This window comes from Streptoverticillium olivoreticuli subsp. olivoreticuli, assembly GCF_003391135.1.
Lineage (GTDB): Bacteria > Actinomycetota > Actinomycetes > Streptomycetales > Streptomycetaceae > Streptomyces > Streptomyces blastmyceticus.
Genome location: NZ_CP031455.1, coordinates 2,202,839 through 2,222,382, shown reverse-complemented (window position 1 = coordinate 2,222,382; position 19,544 = coordinate 2,202,839). Strand labels below are relative to the sequence as shown.

Sequence of the window (19,544 nt, the reverse complement as noted above, 5' to 3'; positions counted from 1 at the left end):
TGCGATCCATCCCACTCCTGCCACGGGGCTCCGGCTCCGCACCCGGTGTCGGCACGCCCGGCCCCGGCCCGTGTCCCAAGCCCCTGAATTCCCCGAATTCTCTCCAGCACAATCTCGTGAGGTTCTGATGACGGATCAAGACAAGCTCCTTGGTTACCTCAAGCGGGTGACGGCTGATCTTCATCAGACGCGATCCCGTCTTCAGGAAGTGGAGGCCGCGGGCCGGGAGCCCATCGCCATCGTGTCGATGAGCTGCCGCTTCCCCGGCGGGGTGCGTTCCCCGGAAGCGCTGTGGGAACTGGTCAGGGACGGTGGGGACGCCATCTCCGGGTTCCCCACCGACCGCGGCTGGGACCTCGACGCCCTCTACGACCCGGATCCCGACCGGCCCGGCACCTCGTATGTGCGCGAAGGCGGCTTCCTGCACGATGTGGGCGACTTCGACCCGGCGTTCTTCGGGATCTCGCCGCGTGAGGCCCTCGCGATGGACCCGCAGCAGCGGCTGCTCCTGGAGACCTCCTGGGAGGCCGTCGAGCGGGCGGGTATCGACCCCGCCTCGATCAAGGGCAGCCGGGCCGGCGTCTTCGTGGGCGCCGTGGCTCCCGACTACGGGCCGCGTGTGCACGAGGCGCCCGACGGCGTCGAAGGGCACCTGGTCACCGGCAGCGCGATCAGTGTGGTCTCCGGCCGCATCGCCTACTCCCTCGGCCTCGAAGGCCCCGCCGTCACCGTCGACACGGCGTGCTCTTCGTCGCTCGTCGCCCTGCACCTGGCCGCGCAGGCGCTGCGCCAGGGCGAGTGCTCGCTGGCCCTCGTCGGCGGCGTGACCGTGATGGCGACGCCCGGCACCTTCACCGGGTTCAGCAGGCAGCGCGGGCTGGCCGCGGACGGCCGGTGCAAGCCCTTCGCCGCGGCCGCCGACGGCTTCGGCCCGGCAGAGGGCGCCGGAATGCTGCTGCTGGAGCGGCTCTCCGACGCCCGCCGCAACGGACACCCGGTGCTCGCCGTCGTGCGGGGCACCGCGACCAACCAGGACGGCGCGAGCAGCGGCCTCGCCGCGCCCAACGGCCCGTCGCAGCAGCGCGTCATCCGCCAGGCCCTGGAGAACGCCGGGCTCACCGCGGGCCAGGTCGACGTCGTCGAGGCGCACGGCACCGGCACCAAGCTCGGCGACCCGATCGAGGCACAGGCCCTGATGGCCACCTACGGCCGCGAGCGCTCGGCGGAACACCCGCTGTGGCTGGGCTCGGTGAAGTCGAACATCGGCCACACCCAGGCGGCCGCCGGTGTGGCGGGCGTGATCAAGATGGTGCTCGCCATGCGCCACGGCCTGATCCCGCAGTCACTGCACCTCGACGAGCCGTCGCCGCACGTGGACTGGTCCAGCGGCACGGTCCGGCTGCTCACCGAGGCGACGCCGTGGCCGGAGGGCGAGGAGCCGCGCCGCGCCGGTGTGTCCTCGTTCGGCATCAGCGGCACCAACGCGCACGCCATCATCGAGCAGGCCCCTGAGCCCGAGCCCGTCGCCTCCGAGACCGCCCCGGCCGCGGGGACCACGCCCCCGCCCGTCGTGCCCTGGGTGCTCTCGGGCCGGTCCGCGGCCGCCCTGCGCGCGCAGGCCGACCGGCTGCTGTCCCACGTACGGGCCGGCGTCGAGCAGGCCGACATCGGTCTCTCGCTGGTGGCGTCCCGCTCGAAGTTCGAGCACCGCGCCGTCGTGCTGGGCGCCGACCACGCGGACGCCGTCCGCGCGCTGGAGGCGCTGGCCCAGGGCGGGACGGCGGCCGGACTGGTCGAGGGCGTCGCCCGCCCGGCGGCGGACGTGGCCTTCGTCTTCCCCGGCCAGGGCTCGCAGTGGGCGGGCATGGCGGCCGGCCTGCTGGACGCCTCACCCGTCTTCGCCGAGCGCGTCGCCCAGTGCGAGGCCGCGCTGGCACCGCACGTGGACTGGTCGTTGACGGACGTGCTGCGAAACGCTCCCGGAGCCGCCTCGCTGGAGCGCGTGGACGTCGTCCAGCCCGTCCTGTTCGCCGTGATGGTCTCCCTGGCGGAGCTGTGGCGCTCGTACGGCGTGGAACCCGCGGCCGTCATCGGCCACTCGCAGGGCGAGATCGCCGCGGCGTGCGTCGCGGGCGCCCTCTCTCTGCAGGACGCGGCCAAGGTCGTCGCCCTGCGCAGCAAGGCGCTGCTGGCACTTTCCGGGCAGGGCGGCATGGTGTCCGTACCGCTGGCGCAGGCCGAGGTCGAGGCGCTGCTGAACGACCGGCTGTCCGTCGCGGCGGTGAACGGCCCGTCCTCGGTGGTGGTCTCCGGCGACACCGACGCGCTGGAAGAACTGCTCGCCACGTGCGAGGCGGACGGGATCCGCGCCCGCCGCATCCCGGTCGACTACGCCTCCCACTCCGCCCACGTCGAGCGGATCCGCACGGAGGTGCGCAACGCCCTCGCCGGGATCACCCCGCGCTCCTCGACCGTCCCGTTCTATTCGACGGTCGAGGCCGCGGAGATCGACACGGCGGTCATGGACGCCGACTACTGGTACCGCAACCTCCGTCGTACGGTCCGTTTCGACGAGACCGTACGCGCCCTCCTTTCCGACGGTGTCGGCGTCTTCGTCGAGGCCAGCGCGCACCCCGTGCTGACCGTCGGCATCCAGCAGACCACCGAGGCCACCGGGGCCGAGGCCACCGCCGTCGGCTCGCTGCGCCGTGACGAGGGCGGCCTGGACCGCTTCCTGACCTCGCTCGCCGAGGCGTACGCCGTCGGCGCCCCCGTCGACTGGCGCCCCCTCTTCGCGGGCGCCCGGCAGGTCGAACTCCCCACGTACGCCTTCCAGCACCAGCGCTACTGGATCGAGCTGTCGAAGGCGGCGGCCACGAGCAGCGGCGGCGACGCACTGGACACCGCCTTCTGGGACGCCGTCGAACGCGAGGACGCCGAAGCCGTCGCCGCCACGCTGCACTTCGACTCCGAGGAGCAGCAGGCGCTGCTGGGCACGTTCCTTCCGGCCCTCTCGCAGTGGCGCCGTCAGCGCCGCGCCGAGACCACTGTGGACGACTGGCGCTACCGCGTCACCTGGCGCCCCGCGGGCGCCGCACCGACCGCGACGCCGTCGCTCTCCGGCACCTGGCTGCTGGCCGTCCCCGCCGACGGCACCGGCGCCGAACTCGCCGCCGCGTGCCGGGAGCTGCTGGAGGAGCACGGCGCCGACGTCGAGACCCTGGAAACGGCGCTCGTGGACCGCGCGGCCCTCGCCGAGCGGCTGCGGGCGGCCGGCGCCGCCGGACGCCCCACCGGGATCCTCTCCCTGCTCGCCCTGGACGACGCACCGCACCCCGACCACCCCGGCGTCACCACCGGTCTCGCCCTGAACCTGGCCCTCGTCCAGGCGCTCGGTGACGCGGGCATCACCGCACCCCTGTGGTGCGCCACCCGCGGCGCCGTCTCCGTCGGCAACTCCGACCGCCCCGCCGACGCGGCACAGGCGGCGGTCTGGGGCATGGGCCGCGTGGCGGGCCTGGAGCACCCCGACCGCTGGGGCGGCCTCGTCGACCTGCCCGAAGACCTCGACCGGCGCGCCCGGGCCCGGGTCGCCGGAGTGCTGGCCGGCACCACCGGCGAGGACCAGGTCGCCGTCCGCGGCTCCGGGGTGATGGCGCGCCGACTGGAGCCGGCTCCGCTTGGCGACCGGCGCCCGCGCCGCGACTGGAAGCCGCGGGGCACCGTCCTGATCACCGGCGGCACGGGAGCGCTGGGCTCCCACCTCGCCCGCTGGCTGGCCCGCAACGGCGCCGGCCATCTGCTCCTCACCAGCCGCCGCGGCCCCGACGCGCCCGGCGCGGCCGAACTGGTCGCCGAGCTCGACGGACTCGGCACCCGCGCCACCGTCGTCGCCTGCGACGTCGCCGACCGGGCCGCCCTCGCGGCGGTCCTCGACGCGGTGCCCGGGGACCGCCCGCTCACGGCCGTCTTCCACGCCGCCGCCCACATCGACCTGGCCGGGCTCGCCGAGACCTCGCTCGCCGACTTCGCCGACGTCATCGGCGCGAAGGTCGCGGGCGCCGTACACCTCGACGCCCTGCTCGCCGACCGCCCGCTGGACGCCTTCGTCCTCTTCTCCTCCGTCTCCGGGGTCTGGGGCGTCGGTGACCACGGCGCGTACGCCGCGGCCAACGCCCACCTGGACGCCCTCGCCGAGGACCGGCGGGCACGCGGCCTGACCGCGACCTCCGTCGCCTGGGGCGTCTGGGACGCGACCGGCGACGAACTGCCCGAGGGCCTGGACCTCGACCAACTGCGCCGTCGCGGACTGCGGTTCATGGACCCTGACCTCGGCATCGACGCCCTGCGGCAGACACTGGACCACGACCAGACGTTCCTCGCCGTCGCCGACATGGACTGGGAGAGCTTCCTCCCGGTCTTCACCTCGGCCCGCCCGAGCCCGCTCTTCGACGAGCTGCCCGCGGCCCGGCGCCTGAAGGACGCGGCGGCCGCCGCCGGCACGGAGGACGCGACCGACGCGGCGTCCCGGCTGCGGCAGCGGCTGCGGGACATGACCCCGGCCGAGACCGGACACGCCCTGGTCGAGCTCGTCCGCACCCAGGTCGCCGCCGTGCTCGGCCACTCCACCCCCGACGCGGTCGACGCCGGGCGGGCGTTCAAGGAGCTGGGCTTCGACTCCCTCACGGCCGTCGAGCTCCGCAACCGCCTCAACACCGCCACCGGCCTGCGCCTCCCCGCGACCCTCGCCTTCGACTACCCCACGGCCACGGCACTCGCCGAGCACGTACGGGCCGAACTGCTCGGCGGGCAGCCGGAGACCGCGGACCGGCCGTCCGCCCCGGCACCCGTCGCCGTCGACGAGGACGACCCCGTCGCGATCGTCGCGATGAGCTGCCGCTACCCCGGCGGCGTGCGGTCCCCCGAGGAGCTGTGGCAGCTCATCATGGACGGCGGGGACGCGATCGGCGGGCTGCCCACCGACCGCGGCTGGGACCTCGACGGCATCTACGACACCGACCCGGAAAGCCCCGGGAAGACCTACGTCCGGCAAGGCGGATTCCTCTACGACGCAGGCGAGTTCGACGCGGACTTCTTCGGCATCTCGCCGCGTGAGGCCGTCGCCATGGACCCGCAGCAGCGACTGCTGCTGGAGGCGTCCTGGGAGGCGTTCGAGCGGGCCGGCATCGCGGCCCTGTCGATGCGGGGCAGCCACACGGGCGTCTTCATCGGCTCGAACTACCAGGAGTACGGCCCGCGCGTCCACGAGGCACCGGCGGGCTCGGAAGGCCACCTGATGACCGGCAGCGCGTCCAGCGTGGTGTCCGGCCGCATCGCCTACTCCCTCGGCCTCGAAGGTCCGGCGGTCACGGTGGACACGGCGTGTTCGTCGTCGCTGGTGGCGCTGCATCTGGCGGCGCAGGCGCTGCGCCAGGGCGAGTGCTCCCTCGCGCTCGCCGGTGGCGTGGCCATCATGCCCAACCCCGGTTCCTTCATCGGCTTCAGCCGGCAGGGCGGCCTCGCCCGCGACGGCCGGTGCAAGGCGTTCTCCGCCGACGCGGACGGCATGGGCCTCGCGGAGGGCGTGGGTGTGCTGCTGCTGGAGCGGCTGTCCGACGCGCGTCGCAACGGCCATGAGGTGTTGGCCGTGGTGCGTGGCAGTGCGGTGAATCAGGATGGTGCGTCGAATGGTTTGACGGCGCCGAATGGTCCTTCGCAGCAGCGGGTGATCCGGCAGGCGTTGGCGAGTGCGGGTCTTTCTGCTGCGGATGTCGATGCGGTGGAGGCGCACGGCACGGGTACGACGTTGGGCGACCCGATCGAGGCGCAGGCCCTGCTGGCGACGTACGGCCAGGAGCGGGCGGATGACCGTCCGTTGCTGCTGGGCTCGGTGAAGTCCAACATCGGTCACACCCAGGCTGCTGCCGGTGTGGCGGGTGTGATCAAGATGGTGCTGGCGATGCGGCAGGGAGTGCTGCCGCAGTCGCTGTATGCCGATGAGCCGTCGCCGCATGTGGATTGGTCGGCGGGTGCGGTGGAGTTGCTGGCGGAGTCGGTGCCGTGGCCGGAGGTGGAGCGGCCGCGTCGGGCGGGTGTGTCGTCGTTCGGTATCAGCGGTACGAACGCCCATGTCGTGCTGGAGCAGGCGCCCGAGCCGGTGGTTGAGGCGGATGTCGCCGAGCCGGTTGTGGGCGTGCTGCCGTGGGTGGTGTCGGGTCGTTCCGTGGCGGGTTTGCGGGCGCAGGCGGGGCGGTTGGTGCCGTTCGCGGGTGCTGATGTCCCGGTGGCGGGTGTGGCGCGTTCGCTGGTGGTGACGCGGTCGCATCTGGAGCATCGTGCGGTGGTGCTGGCCGACGGTCGTGAGGGTTTTGCGGCTGGGCTGGCTGGGTTGGCTGCGGGTGGGTCTGTGCCGGGTGTGGTGCAGGGGTCCGTGGTGGCTTCGGGTAAGTCGGCTGTGTTGTTCTCGGGTCAGGGGAGCCAGCGGGCGGGCATGGGCCGCGAGTTGTACGAGGCCTATCCCGTTTATGCCGAGGCTTTTGATGCTGTGTGTGCGCGGTTCGATCTTGAGCGGCCGTTGCGGGACGTCGTGTTCGGTGGGTCGGAGCTGCTGGATCAGACGGTGTTCACTCAGGCGGCTTTGTTCGCGGTTGAGGTGGCGTTGTTCCGGCTGGTGGAGTCGTGGGGTGTGCGTCCGGATTTCGTGGGCGGGCATTCGATCGGTGAGATCGCTGCCGCGCATGTGGCGGGTGTGCTCTCGTTGGATGATGCGTGTGTGTTGGTGGCCGCTCGCGGCCGTCTGATGCAGGCGCTTCCCGCTGGTGGTGCGATGGTGGCGGTGCAGGCTTCGGAGGCCGATGTGCTGCCGTTGCTGGTGGGTCGTGAGGCCGAGGTCGGTATTGCGGCGGTCAATGGGCCTGTGTCGGTGGTGCTTTCGGGTGTCGAGGACGCTGTCGAGGATGTGGCGTCGAAGCTTGCGGCGCAGGGCGTGAAGACGAAGCGGCTGCGGGTTTCGCACGCGTTCCACTCGCCGTTGATGGACCCGATGCTGGCCGACTTCGCGAAGGTCGCCGAAAGCCTGGCGTATGCGGCTCCCTCGATCCCGGTGGTCTCGAACCTCACCGGTGTCATCGCGTCCGCCGACGAACTCTGCTCTCCCGCGTACTGGGTGCGTCACGTCCGCGAGGCCGTCCGCTTCGCCGACGGTGTGCGGGCTCTCGCGGACCGGGACGTGGTCACGTACCTGGAGCTCGGGCCGGACGGTGTGCTGTCCGCGATGGGCCAGGACTGCCTGCCGGAAGCCGTGTTCGCCCCCGCCCTGCGCTCCGGTCGCGACGAGGTCGAGACCGTCTCCGAGGCGCTGGCACAGCTCTATGTCCATGGCGCGGCCGTCGACTGGACCGAGGTGCTGCGCGCGGGCGGCGTGACCGGCGGTCGCCGCGTCGAACTGCCGACGTACGCGTTCCAGCGTGAGCACTACTGGCTTGAGTCCACGACTCCGGCTGCTGCCGGGGAACCGGTGGACGCCGGGTTCTGGGATGCGGTGGAGCGTGAGGATCTTCCCGCGCTGGCCGACGCGTTGGACACTGAGAGCAGTGAGTCTCTCGCGGCTGTTCTTCCTGTTCTCTCCGCTTGGCGTCGGCAGTCCCGTGAGCGGTCGCTCGTGGACAGCTGGCGCTACCAGGTGACATGGTCGCCCGTCTCCGACGCGACGGTTCCGGTGTCCGGCGGTCGGTGGCTGGTTGTGGTTCCTGCCGGTCTCGCGGAGGATGCGTGGATCGCGGAGTGCGTCCGGGCGCTGGAGGTGTCCGGCGTCGGGTTGTCGGTGGTCGAGCTGGATGCCACGGTCGCCGACCGTGCTTCTGTGGCCGAGCGGCTTCGAGGAGTGCAGGCGTCGTACGACCGTGTGGTCTCCCTGCTCGGCGAGGCCGGGGGCCGGGACCCGTACGCGCCGTCCGTGCCGGCGGGTGTCGCGCTGACGCTCTCGCTGGTCCAGGCCCTCGGTGACGCCGATATCGACGCGCCCCTGTGGTGCGTCACCCGGGGTGCGGTATCCACCGGCTCCTCGGACCCTCTGCGCAATGCCGAGCAGGCCCAGATCTGGGGCCTCGGACAGGCAGTGGCGTTGGAACTGCCGGACCGCTGGGGCGGTCTGGTGGACCTGCCGGACACGCTGGACGAGCGGACGGTCGCCCGTCTCCTCGCCGTGGTCGGTGGAGCGACGGCGGAGGGGCAGGTCGCCCTCCGCACGGCAGGCGTGTTCGCCCGCCGTCTGACGCCCGCCGCCGCGCGGCCCGGCGCGGCCGAGTGGCGGCCGTCGGGAAGCGTGTTGGTCACTGGTGGTACGGGTGCCCTGGGTGGGCACGTAGCGCGTTGGCTGGCCGGTAGTGGTGCCGAGCATCTGGTGTTGGTGAGCCGTCGTGGTCTCGCTGCCGAAGGGGCGGGGGAGCTGGAGGCCGAGCTGACGGCTCTTGGCGTGCGGGTGACGGTGGCCGCGTGTGACGCGGGCGACCGCGACGCGCTTGCCGGGCTGCTCGCGGGCATCCCCGACCTGACTGCTGTGGTGCATACGGCGGGTGTTCTCGATGACGGTGTGCTGGACGCGCTGACGCCCGAGCGGTTCGAGGCCGTGCTGCGGGCCAAGGCCGAAGCGGCCCGGCACCTGCACGAGTTGACGCTGGACCGCGACCTGTCGGCCTTCGCGATGTTCTCGTCCGCGTCGGCCACGGTCGGCGGCGCCGGTCAGGCCAACTACGCGGCCGCGAACGCCTTTCTCGACGCGCTCGCCGAGCAGCGCCGGGCCGCGGGCCTGCCCGCCACGTCCATCGCCTGGGGCCCCTGGGCCGACGGCGGCATGGCCACCACCGGCAGCGAGGCGGACCGTACGCTCAAGCGCGGCGGGCTCACCGCCATGGCGCCCGAGTCGGCGATCGCCGCACTCCAGCAGGCCCTCGACCAGAACGACACCTTCCTCGCCGTGCTCGACGTCGAGTGGGAGCGGTTCGCCGGCGCCTTCGACGCGGAGCTCCTCCGGCGGCTGCTGGCCGAACTGCCGCAGCTCCGGCAGCTGAGGGCCGCCGACGCGGGCGCGTCCTCCGCCGACCCGGGTCACTCCGGCGGAGCCTCGGCCCTGGTGCGGAGTCTCACGGGCCTCTCGTCGGCCGAGCAGGAGCGAACGCTCCTGGATCTGGTGCGCGCCGACGTGGCCGTCGTGCTGGGACACACCGGGCCCGAAGCGGTGGGCGCGGGCCGTGCCTTCAAGGAGCTCGGCTTCGACTCCCTGACCGCCGTCGGACTGCGGAACCGGCTGAACACCGCCACCGGGCTGCAGTTGCCCGCCACGCTGGTGTTCGACTATCCCACCCCGACCGTGCTCGCCCAGCACCTGCGGACCGAACTGCTGGGCGCGCGGGCCACGGACGACGCCGTGGACACCCTGGCCCCGATGGACGACGACCCGATCGCGATCGTGTCCATGAGCTGCCGCTTCCCGGGCGACGTACGGTCCCCCGAGGAGCTGTGGCAGCTGCTCGCCGACGGCCGGGACGCCGTATCCGCTTTCCCGACGGACCGCGGCTGGGACCTCGACGGCCTCTACGACGCGGACCCGGAAGCGGTCGGCAAGAGCTATGTGCGCGAAGGCGCCTTCCTCTCCGGAGCGGACCGCTTCGACGCGGCCTTCTTCGGCATCTCCCCGCGTGAGGCCCTCGCGATGGACCCGCAGCAGCGGCTGCTGCTGGAGACCGCGTGGGAGCTCTGGGAGCGGGCGGGCATCGACCCGACGTCGGTCAACGGCACCCGGGCCGGTGTCTTCCTCGGCACCAACGGCCAGGAGTACGTGTCCCTCCTCGACCGGGCACCCGAGGTCGCCGAGGGCTACCTCGCCACCGGCAACGCCGCGAGCGTGGTCTCCGGCCGTATCTCGTACACCTTCGGTCTCGAAGGTCCGGCGGTCACGGTGGACACGGCGTGCTCGTCCTCGCTGGTGGCCCTGCACCTCGCCGCGCAGGCGCTGCGCCAGGGCGAATGCTCCCTGGCGCTCGCGGGCGGCGTGACCGTGATGGTCTCGCCGCGTGGCTTCGTCGAGTTCAGCAGGCAGCGCGGGCTGGCGGCCGACGGCCGCTGCAAGCCGTTCGCCGCGGCCGCCGACGGCACCGCCTGGGGCGAGGGCGTCGGCCTGCTCCTCCTGGAGCGGCTGTCCGACGCCCGCCGCAATGGCCACCCTGTGCTGGCCGTGGTGCGTGGCAGTGCGGTGAATCAGGATGGTGCGTCGAATGGTTTGACGGCGCCGAATGGTCCTTCGCAGCAGCGGGTGATCCGGCAGGCGTTGGCGAGTGCGGGTCTTTCTGCTGCGGATGTCGATGTGGTGGAGGCGCACGGTACGGGTACGACGCTGGGTGACCCGATCGAGGCGCAGGCCCTGCTGGCCACTTATGGCCAGGGCCGCGAAGAGGGCCGGCCGCTGTGGCTCGGCTCGATCAAGTCGAACATCGGTCACACGCAGGCTGCTGCCGGTGTGGCAGGTGTGATCAAGATGGTGCTGGCGATGCAGCAGGGTGTGCTGCCGCGGTCGTTGCACGTGGACGAGCCGTCGCCGCACGTCGACTGGTCGGCGGGTGCGGTGGAGTTGCTGGCGGAGGCGAGGGAGTGGCCCGGGAGCGGTGAGCCGCGTCGGGCCGGTGTGTCGGCCTTCGGCGTCAGCGGTACGAACGCCCACGTCATCCTGGAACAGGTTCCGAACGACGCCCCCGAGGAGCCGGACGCCCCGTCGCCGCGAACGCTCGTGCCGTGGCTGGTCTCGGCCAAGTCGAACGCGGCGCTGCGTGCCCAGGCCGAGCGCCTGAAGACGTACGCGGCCGACCACCCGGAGCTGTCGCCCGCCGACGTGGGGGCGGCGCTGACGGCCACGCGTGCCGTCTTCGACCACCGTGCGGTCCTGCTCGCGGAGGACCGGGACGGGTTCCTGAACGGTCTGACGGCACTGGCCGAGGGCCGCGACACGGTCGGCCTGGTGCAGGGTGCGCTCGCGCCCGAGGCCGGGGACCGGGCTGTGTTCGTCTTCCCGGGTCAGGGTTCGCAGTGGGTGGGGATGGCGGCGGGGCTGCTGGATGCCTCGCCGGTCTTTGCCGAGTGGATTCATGAGTGTGCGACTGCTCTGAGTGCTTATACGGACTGGTCGTTGGTCGATGTGCTGCGTGGTGCGGATGGTGCGGCGTCGCTTGAGCGGGTGGATGTTGTCCAGCCCGCGTTGTTCGCGGTGATGGTGTCGCTGGCGGAGCTGTGGCGCTCGTACGGTGTTGAGCCCGCGGCCGTGATCGGTCACTCGCAGGGCGAGATTGCCGCAGCGTGCGTCGCGGGTGCGCTGTCGCTGGACGATGCGGCGAAGGTGGTCGCGCTGCGGAGCAAGGCGTTGCTGGCGCTCTCCGGTCAGGGTGGGATGGTCTCGGTTGCCCTGCCTGTCGGTGAGGTCGAGGCGCTGCTGAATGACCGGCTGTCGGTCGCGGCGGTGAACGGCCCGTCCGCGGTGGTGGTTTCGGGCGATGTGGATGCTCTGGATGAGCTTCTGGCGACGTGCGAGGCGGGCGGGATTCGTGCCCGTCGTATCCCGGTGGATTACGCCTCGCATTCCGCGCATGTGGAGCGGATCGAGGGCGAGCTGCTGGAGATCCTGAAGGGGATCGAGCCGCGCTCGTCCTCGGTGCCGTTCTATTCCACGGTTTCCGCCGAGTTGATCGACACGTTGGTGATGGACGCGGGTTACTGGTACCGCAATCTGCGTCAGACGGTTCGTTTCGACGAGACCGTACGTGCCCTGCTGGCCGACGGTATCGGGATCTTCGTAGAGGCCAGTGCGCATCCCGTGCTGACCGTCGGTATCCAGCAGACCGCCGAGGACGCGCGCGTCGAGATCTCGGCCGTCGGCTCCCTCCGCCGTGACGAAGGCGGCCTGGACCGCTTCCTGACCTCCCTCGCCGAAGCACACATAGCCGGTGCCCCGGTGAACTGGGAGTCTCTCTTCGCCGGAGTGAGCGCGCGGCGCGTCGAGCTGCCGACGTACGCCTTCCAGAGCCGACGGTTCTGGGTGGAGCCCTCCGCTACCACGGGTGATGTGGCCTCGGCCGGTCTGGGGGCAGCCGACCACCCGCTGCTCGGTGCCGCCGTCGCGCTGCCCGCCTCGGAGGGGCACCTCTTCACCGGGCGCCTGTCCGTACAGTCGCACCCCTGGCTGGCGGACTACAGGATCTCCGGCGCGGTGCTGCTGCCCGGTACGACGTTCGTCGAGCTCGCGCTGCGGGCCGGTGACTCCGTCGGCTGCGACCGGGTCGAGGAACTGATCCTGGAGGCGCCGCTGGTGCTGCCGGAGCAGGGCGCGGTGCAGATCCAGTTGGCGGTCGGCGGGCCGGACGAGTCCGGGCGGCGTTCGCTGGACGTCCACTCCCGGCCGGAGGGCGCGGCGGACGATCTTCCGTGGACCCACCATGCGTCGGGTTCCTTGACCGTGGGTGGGCACCCGGAGCCCGCCGAGTTCGGCCAGTGGCCCCCGGTGGGCGCCGAGCCCGTCGACATCGACGGGCGCTACGAGGGACTCGCCCTCGCCGGCCTGGAGTACGGCCCTGCCTTCCAGGGCCTGCGGGCCGCCTGGCGGCGCGGTACGGAGTTCTTCGCCGAGGTCGCGCTCGCTGAGGAGCAGTCGGAGGAGGCGGCCCGGTTCGGGCTGCACCCGGCGCTGCTCGACGCCGCGCTGCACGCGGGGGAGGACGGCGAGACCGCACGGCTGCCGTTCGTGTGGAACGGCATCTCGCTGCACGCGACCGGTGCGACCGCACTGCGCGTGAAGCTGTCGGCCAACGACTCGGGCGACGTGTCGGTCCTGGTGGCCGACGAGGCGGGTCGGCCCGTCGCGTCGGTGGACTCGTTGACGGCCCGCCCGGTCGCACCGGAGCAGCTCGTGGGCGGCGGTCTGCCGCACAAGTCGCTGTTCCAGGTGGACTGGGTCGGCGCGCCCGCGCTGCCGGCCGCTGACACCGGGTCCACATGGGGCCTGGTCGGCACACCGGCCGAACTGCGGGCCCTCGAGTCGGCCATCGGTACCACCGGGCGGCAGTTCGAGAAGGCCGCCGACCTGGAGACGCTGGCCTCCCTCACCGTGCCCGAGCTGGTCTTCGTACCGTGCCTGACCGAGGACGGGGCCGAGTCGGGACGGCTCGCCGCGGCGACACGCGCGGCCACGCACCGGGTGCTGGCCCTGCTCCAGACGTGGCTGGCGGACGAGCGGTTCGCGGACTCCCGGATGGTGCTGGTCACGCGGGGCGCGGTGGCGGCCGCCGCGGACACGGACGTCACCGACCTGGCGGCGGCCTCCGTCTGGGGCCTGGTGCGCGCGGCGCAGTCCGAGCACCCGGGCCGTCTCACGCTGCTCGACCTGGACGACCAGGACGTCCCCTGGGACACGCTGGCGCCCGTCCTCGCGTCGGACGAGCCGCAGTTGGCGGTCCGGGAAGGCGCGGTGTCCGTGCCGCGCCTGGCCCGTCTGCGTACCTCCGGCGCTGTCGGCGAAGCTGTCTGGAACTCCGAGGGCACGGTGTTGATCACCGGCGCGAGCGGCACCCTCGGTGGTCTGGTGGCGCGGCATCTGGTGGCTGTGCACGGTGTGCGGCATCTGTTGTTGGTGAGCCGGCGTGGTCGTGCCGCTGAGGGTATGGCGGAGCTTGAGGCCGAACTGTCGGCTGCTGGTGCGCAGGTGAGCGTCGAGGCGTGTGATGTTGCGGACCGTGATGCTCTGGCTGGTGTGCTGGCGGGGATTCCTGCGGGGTATCCGCTGACTGGTGTGGTGCATGCGGCAGGTGTGCTGGACGACGGTGTGGTGGAGTCGCTGACGCCGGAGCGTATCGACGCTGTGTTGTGTCCGAAGGTGGATGCGGCGGTGAATCTGCATGAGTTGACGTCGGGTGTGGATCTGTCGGCGTTTGTGTTGTTCTCTTCGGCTGCTGCGACGTTCGGTGCGGCGGGTCAGGGTAATTACGCTGCGGCGAATGCGTTTTTGGATGGTCTGGCGTCGTCGCGTCGTGGTCTGGGTCTTGCGGGTGTGTCGTTGGCCTGGGGTTTCTGGGCCGAGCGCAGTGAGATGACCGGTCATCTGGGCGGCACCGACATGACCCGCATGGCACGCTTCGGCATGACACCGCTGTCGTCCGCCGAAGGTCTCGAACTGTTCGACGCGGCCCATGCCGTGGACGCCTCGTTGCTCGTACCGACCCACCTCGACGTCGCGACACTGCGCGCCCAGGCGAGGACCACGGCCATGCCCGCGCTGCTGCGCGGCCTCATCGGCGCCCCGGCGCGGCGGGCCGTGAGCACCGTCGCCACCAATGGCGACGCGAGCTCGTCCCTGGCCGCCCGGCTCGCCGGGCTGTCCCGGGCGGAGCGCGACCGCACGCTGCTGGAGCTGGTCTCCACCGGCGTCGCGTCCGTCCTCGGTCACGCCACCCCGGACGCGGTCGAGGCCGGCCGGGCCTTCAAGGAACTCGGCTTCGACTCCCTCACCGCGGTGGAGCTCCGCAACCGTCTGAACGCGGCCACCGGGCTCAAGCTCCCCGCCACGCTCGTCTTCGACCACCCGACGCCGGCCGCGGTCGCGCGCTACCTCCACACGGAGGTCATGGGCCCGGACACCGCGGCACCCACTGCCGCGCACCCGGCGCCGACCGCCGTGAACGATGACGAACCCATCGCCATCGTGGGCATGAGCTGCCGCTTCCCGGGCGGCGTGCGTTCCCCGGAGGAGCTGTGGCAGCTGCTCGCCCGAGGAGGGGACGCGATCGGCGGACTCCCCTCGGACCGAGGCTGGGACGTGGAGGGGCTGTACGACCCGGACCCCGACGCGCCCGGCAAGACGTACGCCCGCGAAGGCGGATTCCTCTACGACGCGGGCGACTTCGACCCGGCGTTCTTCGGGATCTCCCCGCGTGAGGCCCTCGCCATGGACCCCCAGCAGCGCCTGCTGCTGGAGACCTCGTGGGAAGCCCTCGAACGAGCGGGCATCGACCCGGAGACCGTGCGCGGCACCCAGACCGGTGTCTTCTGCGGTCTCACCTACCACGACTACAGCGCGGCCGTGCAGCAGGCGCAGGAGGCGTCCGAGGGCTATCTGCTGACCGGCAACGCGGGCAGCGTGGCCTCCGGCCGGATCTCCTACACCCTCGGCTTCGAGGGGCCGGCGGTCACGGTCGACACGGCGTGCTCGTCCTCGCTCGTCGCGCTGCACTGGGCGGCGCAGGCGCTGCGCCAGGGCGAGTGCTCGCTGGCCCTGGCCGGTGGCGCGACCGTGATGGCCAGCCCGGTGGCCTTCGTCGAGTTCAGCCGCCAGCGCGGGCTGGCGCCGGACGGCCGCTGCAAGCCCTTCGCCGCCGCCGCTGACGGCACCGGCTGGGGCGAGGGCGTCGGCATGCTGCTCCTGGAGCGTTTGTCGGACGCGCGCCGCAACGGTCACCAGGTGCTGGCCGTGGTCCGTGGCTCCGCCATCAACCAGGACGGCGCGAGCAACGGCCTCACCGCCCCGCACGGTCCGTCGCAGCAGCGCGTCATCCGCCAGGCGCTGGCGACCGCCGGCCTGTCGGCCGCCGAGGTCGACGCGGTGGAGGCGCACGGTACGGGTACGACGTTGGGCGACCCGATCGAGGCGCAGGCCCTGCTGGCGACGTACGGCCAGGAGCGCACCGGGGACGAGCCGCTCTGGCTGGGTTCCATCAAGTCCAACATCGGCCACGCACAGGCCGCGGCCGGTGTGGCCGGTGTGATCAAGATGGTGCTGGCCATGCAGCACGGCACGCTGCCGCAGTCGCTGCACGTGGACGAGCCGTCGCCGCACGTCGACTGGTCCGCGGGTGCCGTGGAACTGCTGGCCGAATCGGTGCCGTGGCCGGAGACCGGCCGCCCGCGCCGCGCGGGCGTGTCGTCGTTCGGCATCAGCGGTACGAACGCCCATGTCGTGCTGGAACAGGCGCCGGAGGCGCCGGTCGAGGACGACGCGAACGGCCCTGAGGCCGCGGATGGCGTACTGCCCTGGGTGATCTCCAGCCGTTCCGCGGCGGGCCTGCGGGCCCAGGCCGGGCGACTGCTGACGCACGTCAACTCCGAGCGGACCACCACGTCGGCGTCGGAGGTCGGGGTGTCGCTGGTGACGACGCGCTCGGCGTTCGATCATCGTGCGGTGGTGCTGGCCGGCGGTCGTGAGGGTTTTGAGGCTGGGCTGGCGGGGTTGGCTGTGGGTGGGTCTGTGCCGGGTGTGGTGCAGGGGTCCGTGGTGTCGGGTAAGTCGGCTGTGTTGTTCTCGGGTCAGGGGAGCCAGCGGGCTGGCATGGGCCGTGAGCTGTATGAGGCATACCCGGTGTATGCCGAGGCTTTCGATGCTGTGTGTGCGCGGTTCGATCTTGAGCGGCCGTTGCGTGATGTGGTGTTCGGTGGGTCGGATCTGCTGGATCAGACGGTGTTCACTCAGGCGGCTTTGTTCGCTGTTGAGGTGGCGTTGTTCCGGCTGGTGGAGTCGTGGGGTGTGCGCCCGGATTTCGTGGGCGGGCATTCGATCGGTGAGATCGCTGCCGCTCACGTTGCGGGTGTGCTCTCGTTGGATGATGCGTGTGTGTTGGTGGCCGCTCGTGGACGTCTGATGCAGGCGCTCCCCGCTGGTGGTGTGATGGTGGCGGTGCAGGCATCGGAGGCCGATGTGCTGCCGCTGCTGGTGGGTCGTGAGGCCGAGGTCGGTATCGCGGCGGTCAATGGGCCAGTTTCCGTGGTGCTTTCGGGTACTGAGAGTGCTGTCGAAGATGTGGCGTCCCAGCTCAAGGCGACGGGCGTGAAGACGAAGCGGCTGCGGGTTTCGCACGCGTTCCACTCGCCGTTGATGGATCCGATGCTGGCCGACTTCGCGAAGGTAGCGGAGGAACTGACGTATGCGGCTCCCTCGATCCCGGTGGTCTCGAACCTCACTGGTGTCCTCGCGTCTGCTGAGGAGCTGTGCTCTCCCGCGTACTGGGTGCGTCACGTCCGCGAGGCCGTCCGCTTCGCCGATGGCATCGAAGCCCTTGGCTCCGAAGGTGCTTCAACCTTCCTGGAGTTGGGTCCCGACGGTGTGCTGTCCGCGATGGGCCAGGACTGCCTGCCCGACGCGACCTTCACCCCCGCCCTCCGCACCGATCGTGCTGAGGCCGAGGCAGTGCTGCACGCGCTGGCGACGCTGCATGTCCGCGGTGTGACCGTGGACTGGATCAAGCTGTTCGGCGCCGACGGCCCGCCCGCTCGCCGGGCGGAGCTGCCGACGTACGCGTTCCAGCGCGAGCGCTACTGGCTGGCGCCCGCGGCCGCACCCGAGGCCGTGGCCGACCCGGCCGATGCCGGGTTCTGGGACGCGGTGGAACGTGAGGATCTGCCCGCGCTCGCAGGCACGTTGGACACCGAGAGCAGCGAGTCACTCGCGGCCGTCCTCCCCGTTCTCTCCGCCTGGCGTCGCCAGAGCCGGGAGCGGTCGCTGATCGACGGCTGGCGGTACCGGGTCTCCTGGTCGCCCGTCTCCGACACGGCGCCCCCGGCGCCGGGAAGCACCTGGCTCGTGGTCGTGCCCGGCGGGTCCGAGTGGATCGCCGAGTGCGCTCTCGCCCTGGCGCGGTACGGTGCCGAGCCGGTGACCGTGGAGCTCGCGGCCGGCGACGACCGGGTCACCGTGGCCGATCGGCTCCGCAAGGCCGTGGCGGACACCGGTGTACGGTTCGACGGCGTCGTGTCCTTGCTCGGCGAGGCCGGGGGCCGGGACCCGTACGCGCCGTCCGTGCCGACGGGTGTCGCGCTCACGCTCTCGCTGGTGCAGGCCCTCGGTGACGCCGATATCGACGCGCCCCTGTGGTGCGTGACGCGGGGCGCGGTGTCCGTGGGAGGAACCGAGGCACCGCGGAGCGCGGCGCAGGCCCAGCTGTGGGGCATGGGTGCCGTCGCGGCCGCCGAGCTCGCCGAGCGCTGGGGCGGTCTGGTCGACCTGCCCGAGGCGCTGGACGACCGGGCGGCGGAGCGTCTGGTCGCCGTGCTCGGCGGTGCGACGGGCGAGGACCAGGTCGCCGTGCGCGCGGCCGGTGTCTTCGCGCGGCGCGTGGTCCGGGCGGCGGTACGTCCCGGCACCACCGAGTGGCAGCCGTCGGGAAGCGTGTTGGTCACCGGCGGTACGGGCGCCCTGGGTGCTCATGTCGCGCGTTGGCTGGCTCGTAACGGTGCCGAGCACCTGATGTTGGTCAGCCGTCGTGGTCCCGCGGCCGAAGGGGCGGAGGAGCTGCGTACGGAGCTGACGGCTCTTGGCGTGCGGGTGACGGTGGCCGCGTGTGACGCGGGTGATCGTAAGGCGCTTGCGGGGCTGCTCGCGGGTGTCCCGGATCTGACTGCTGTGGTGCATACGGCGGGTGTTCTCGATGACGGTGTGCTGGACGCGTTGACGCCTGAGCGGTTCGAGACCGTGCTGCGGGCCAAGGCGGAAGCGGCCCGGCACCTGCACGAGTTGACGCTGGACCGCGACCTGTCGGCGTTCGTGATGTTCTCGTCGTTCTCGGGGACCGTGGGCGCGGCCGGTCAGGCCAACTACGCGGCCGCGAACGCCTTTCTCGACGCGCTCGCCGAGCAGCGCCGGGCCGCGGGCCTGCCCGCCACATCCGTGGCGTGGGGCCCCTGGGCCGACGGCGGCATGGCCGCCCAGGGCGTGGCCAGCAGCCGGATGGAGCGCTTCGGGCTCCCCGCGATGGACCCCGAGTCGGCGATCGCCGCACTCCAGCAGGCGGTGAATCAGGGCGAGGCCCGGGTGGCGGTCACCGACATCAACTGGCAGCGCTTCGGGGCGGAGCTGGGCGCGACGCGCCTCGGCCTGCTCTTCAGCGAGCTGCCCGAGGTGCGGCAGCTGCGGCAGGCGGCGCCGGGCACCGGCGGGGCCGGTGACAGCGCCCCGACCGACGGGCCCGCGCTCGCGCAGAGCCTGGCAGGCATGCCGGAGAACGAGCGTGAGCGCGTACTGCTCGACCTGGTGCGCACGCACACGGCGGCCGTGCTCGGACACACCTCGCACGAGGGCATCGACGCCGACCGCGGATTCTTCGAGATGGGTCTCGACTCGCTCACGGCCGTGGAGCTCCGCAACCGCCTTAACGCGGCCACCGGGCTGCGCCTCAACCCGACGACGCTGTTCGACTACGCGGCGCCCCTGGCGCTCGCCCGCCATCTCCGCGCGGAGTTGGTCCAGGACGGTGCGCCGGGCAGCGCCTCGCTGTCCGAGGAAATCGACAAGCTTGAATCCGTCATTTCCACAATTTCGCTCGATGGCATAGGACGGGCCAAGGCGGCGGTCCGACTCCAGGCATTGCTCGCGAAGTTGACCGAGGGTGAGAGCGCACCCGTTGATAACGTGAACTACGATCTCGAAGACGTGTCGGTGGACGAGCTCTTCGATGTCATCGACCGGGAACTCGGGGATGCCTGAGATGAGCACGGAATATCTGGTTTCTTCGAGGGGGCAGGGCTAG

1 protein-coding gene is annotated in these 19,544 nt (G+C 71.9%); it reads left to right on the top strand.

The window, feature by feature from the left end; genetic code table 11:
* Nucleotides 1-127: 127 nt before the first annotated feature.
* A complete protein-coding gene (locus DXZ73_RS09110; RefSeq protein WP_116210515.1) occupies nt 128-19,501 on the top strand; it encodes a type I polyketide synthase in 19,374 nt (6,457 codons plus the stop codon).
* Nucleotides 19,502-19,544 lie beyond the last annotated feature (43 nt).

Coding starts and splice junctions, on each gene's coding strand:
- DXZ73_RS09110 (WP_116210515.1), top strand. CDS start 128: ATGACGGATCAAGACAAGCTCCTTGGTTACCTCAAGCGGGTGACGGCT.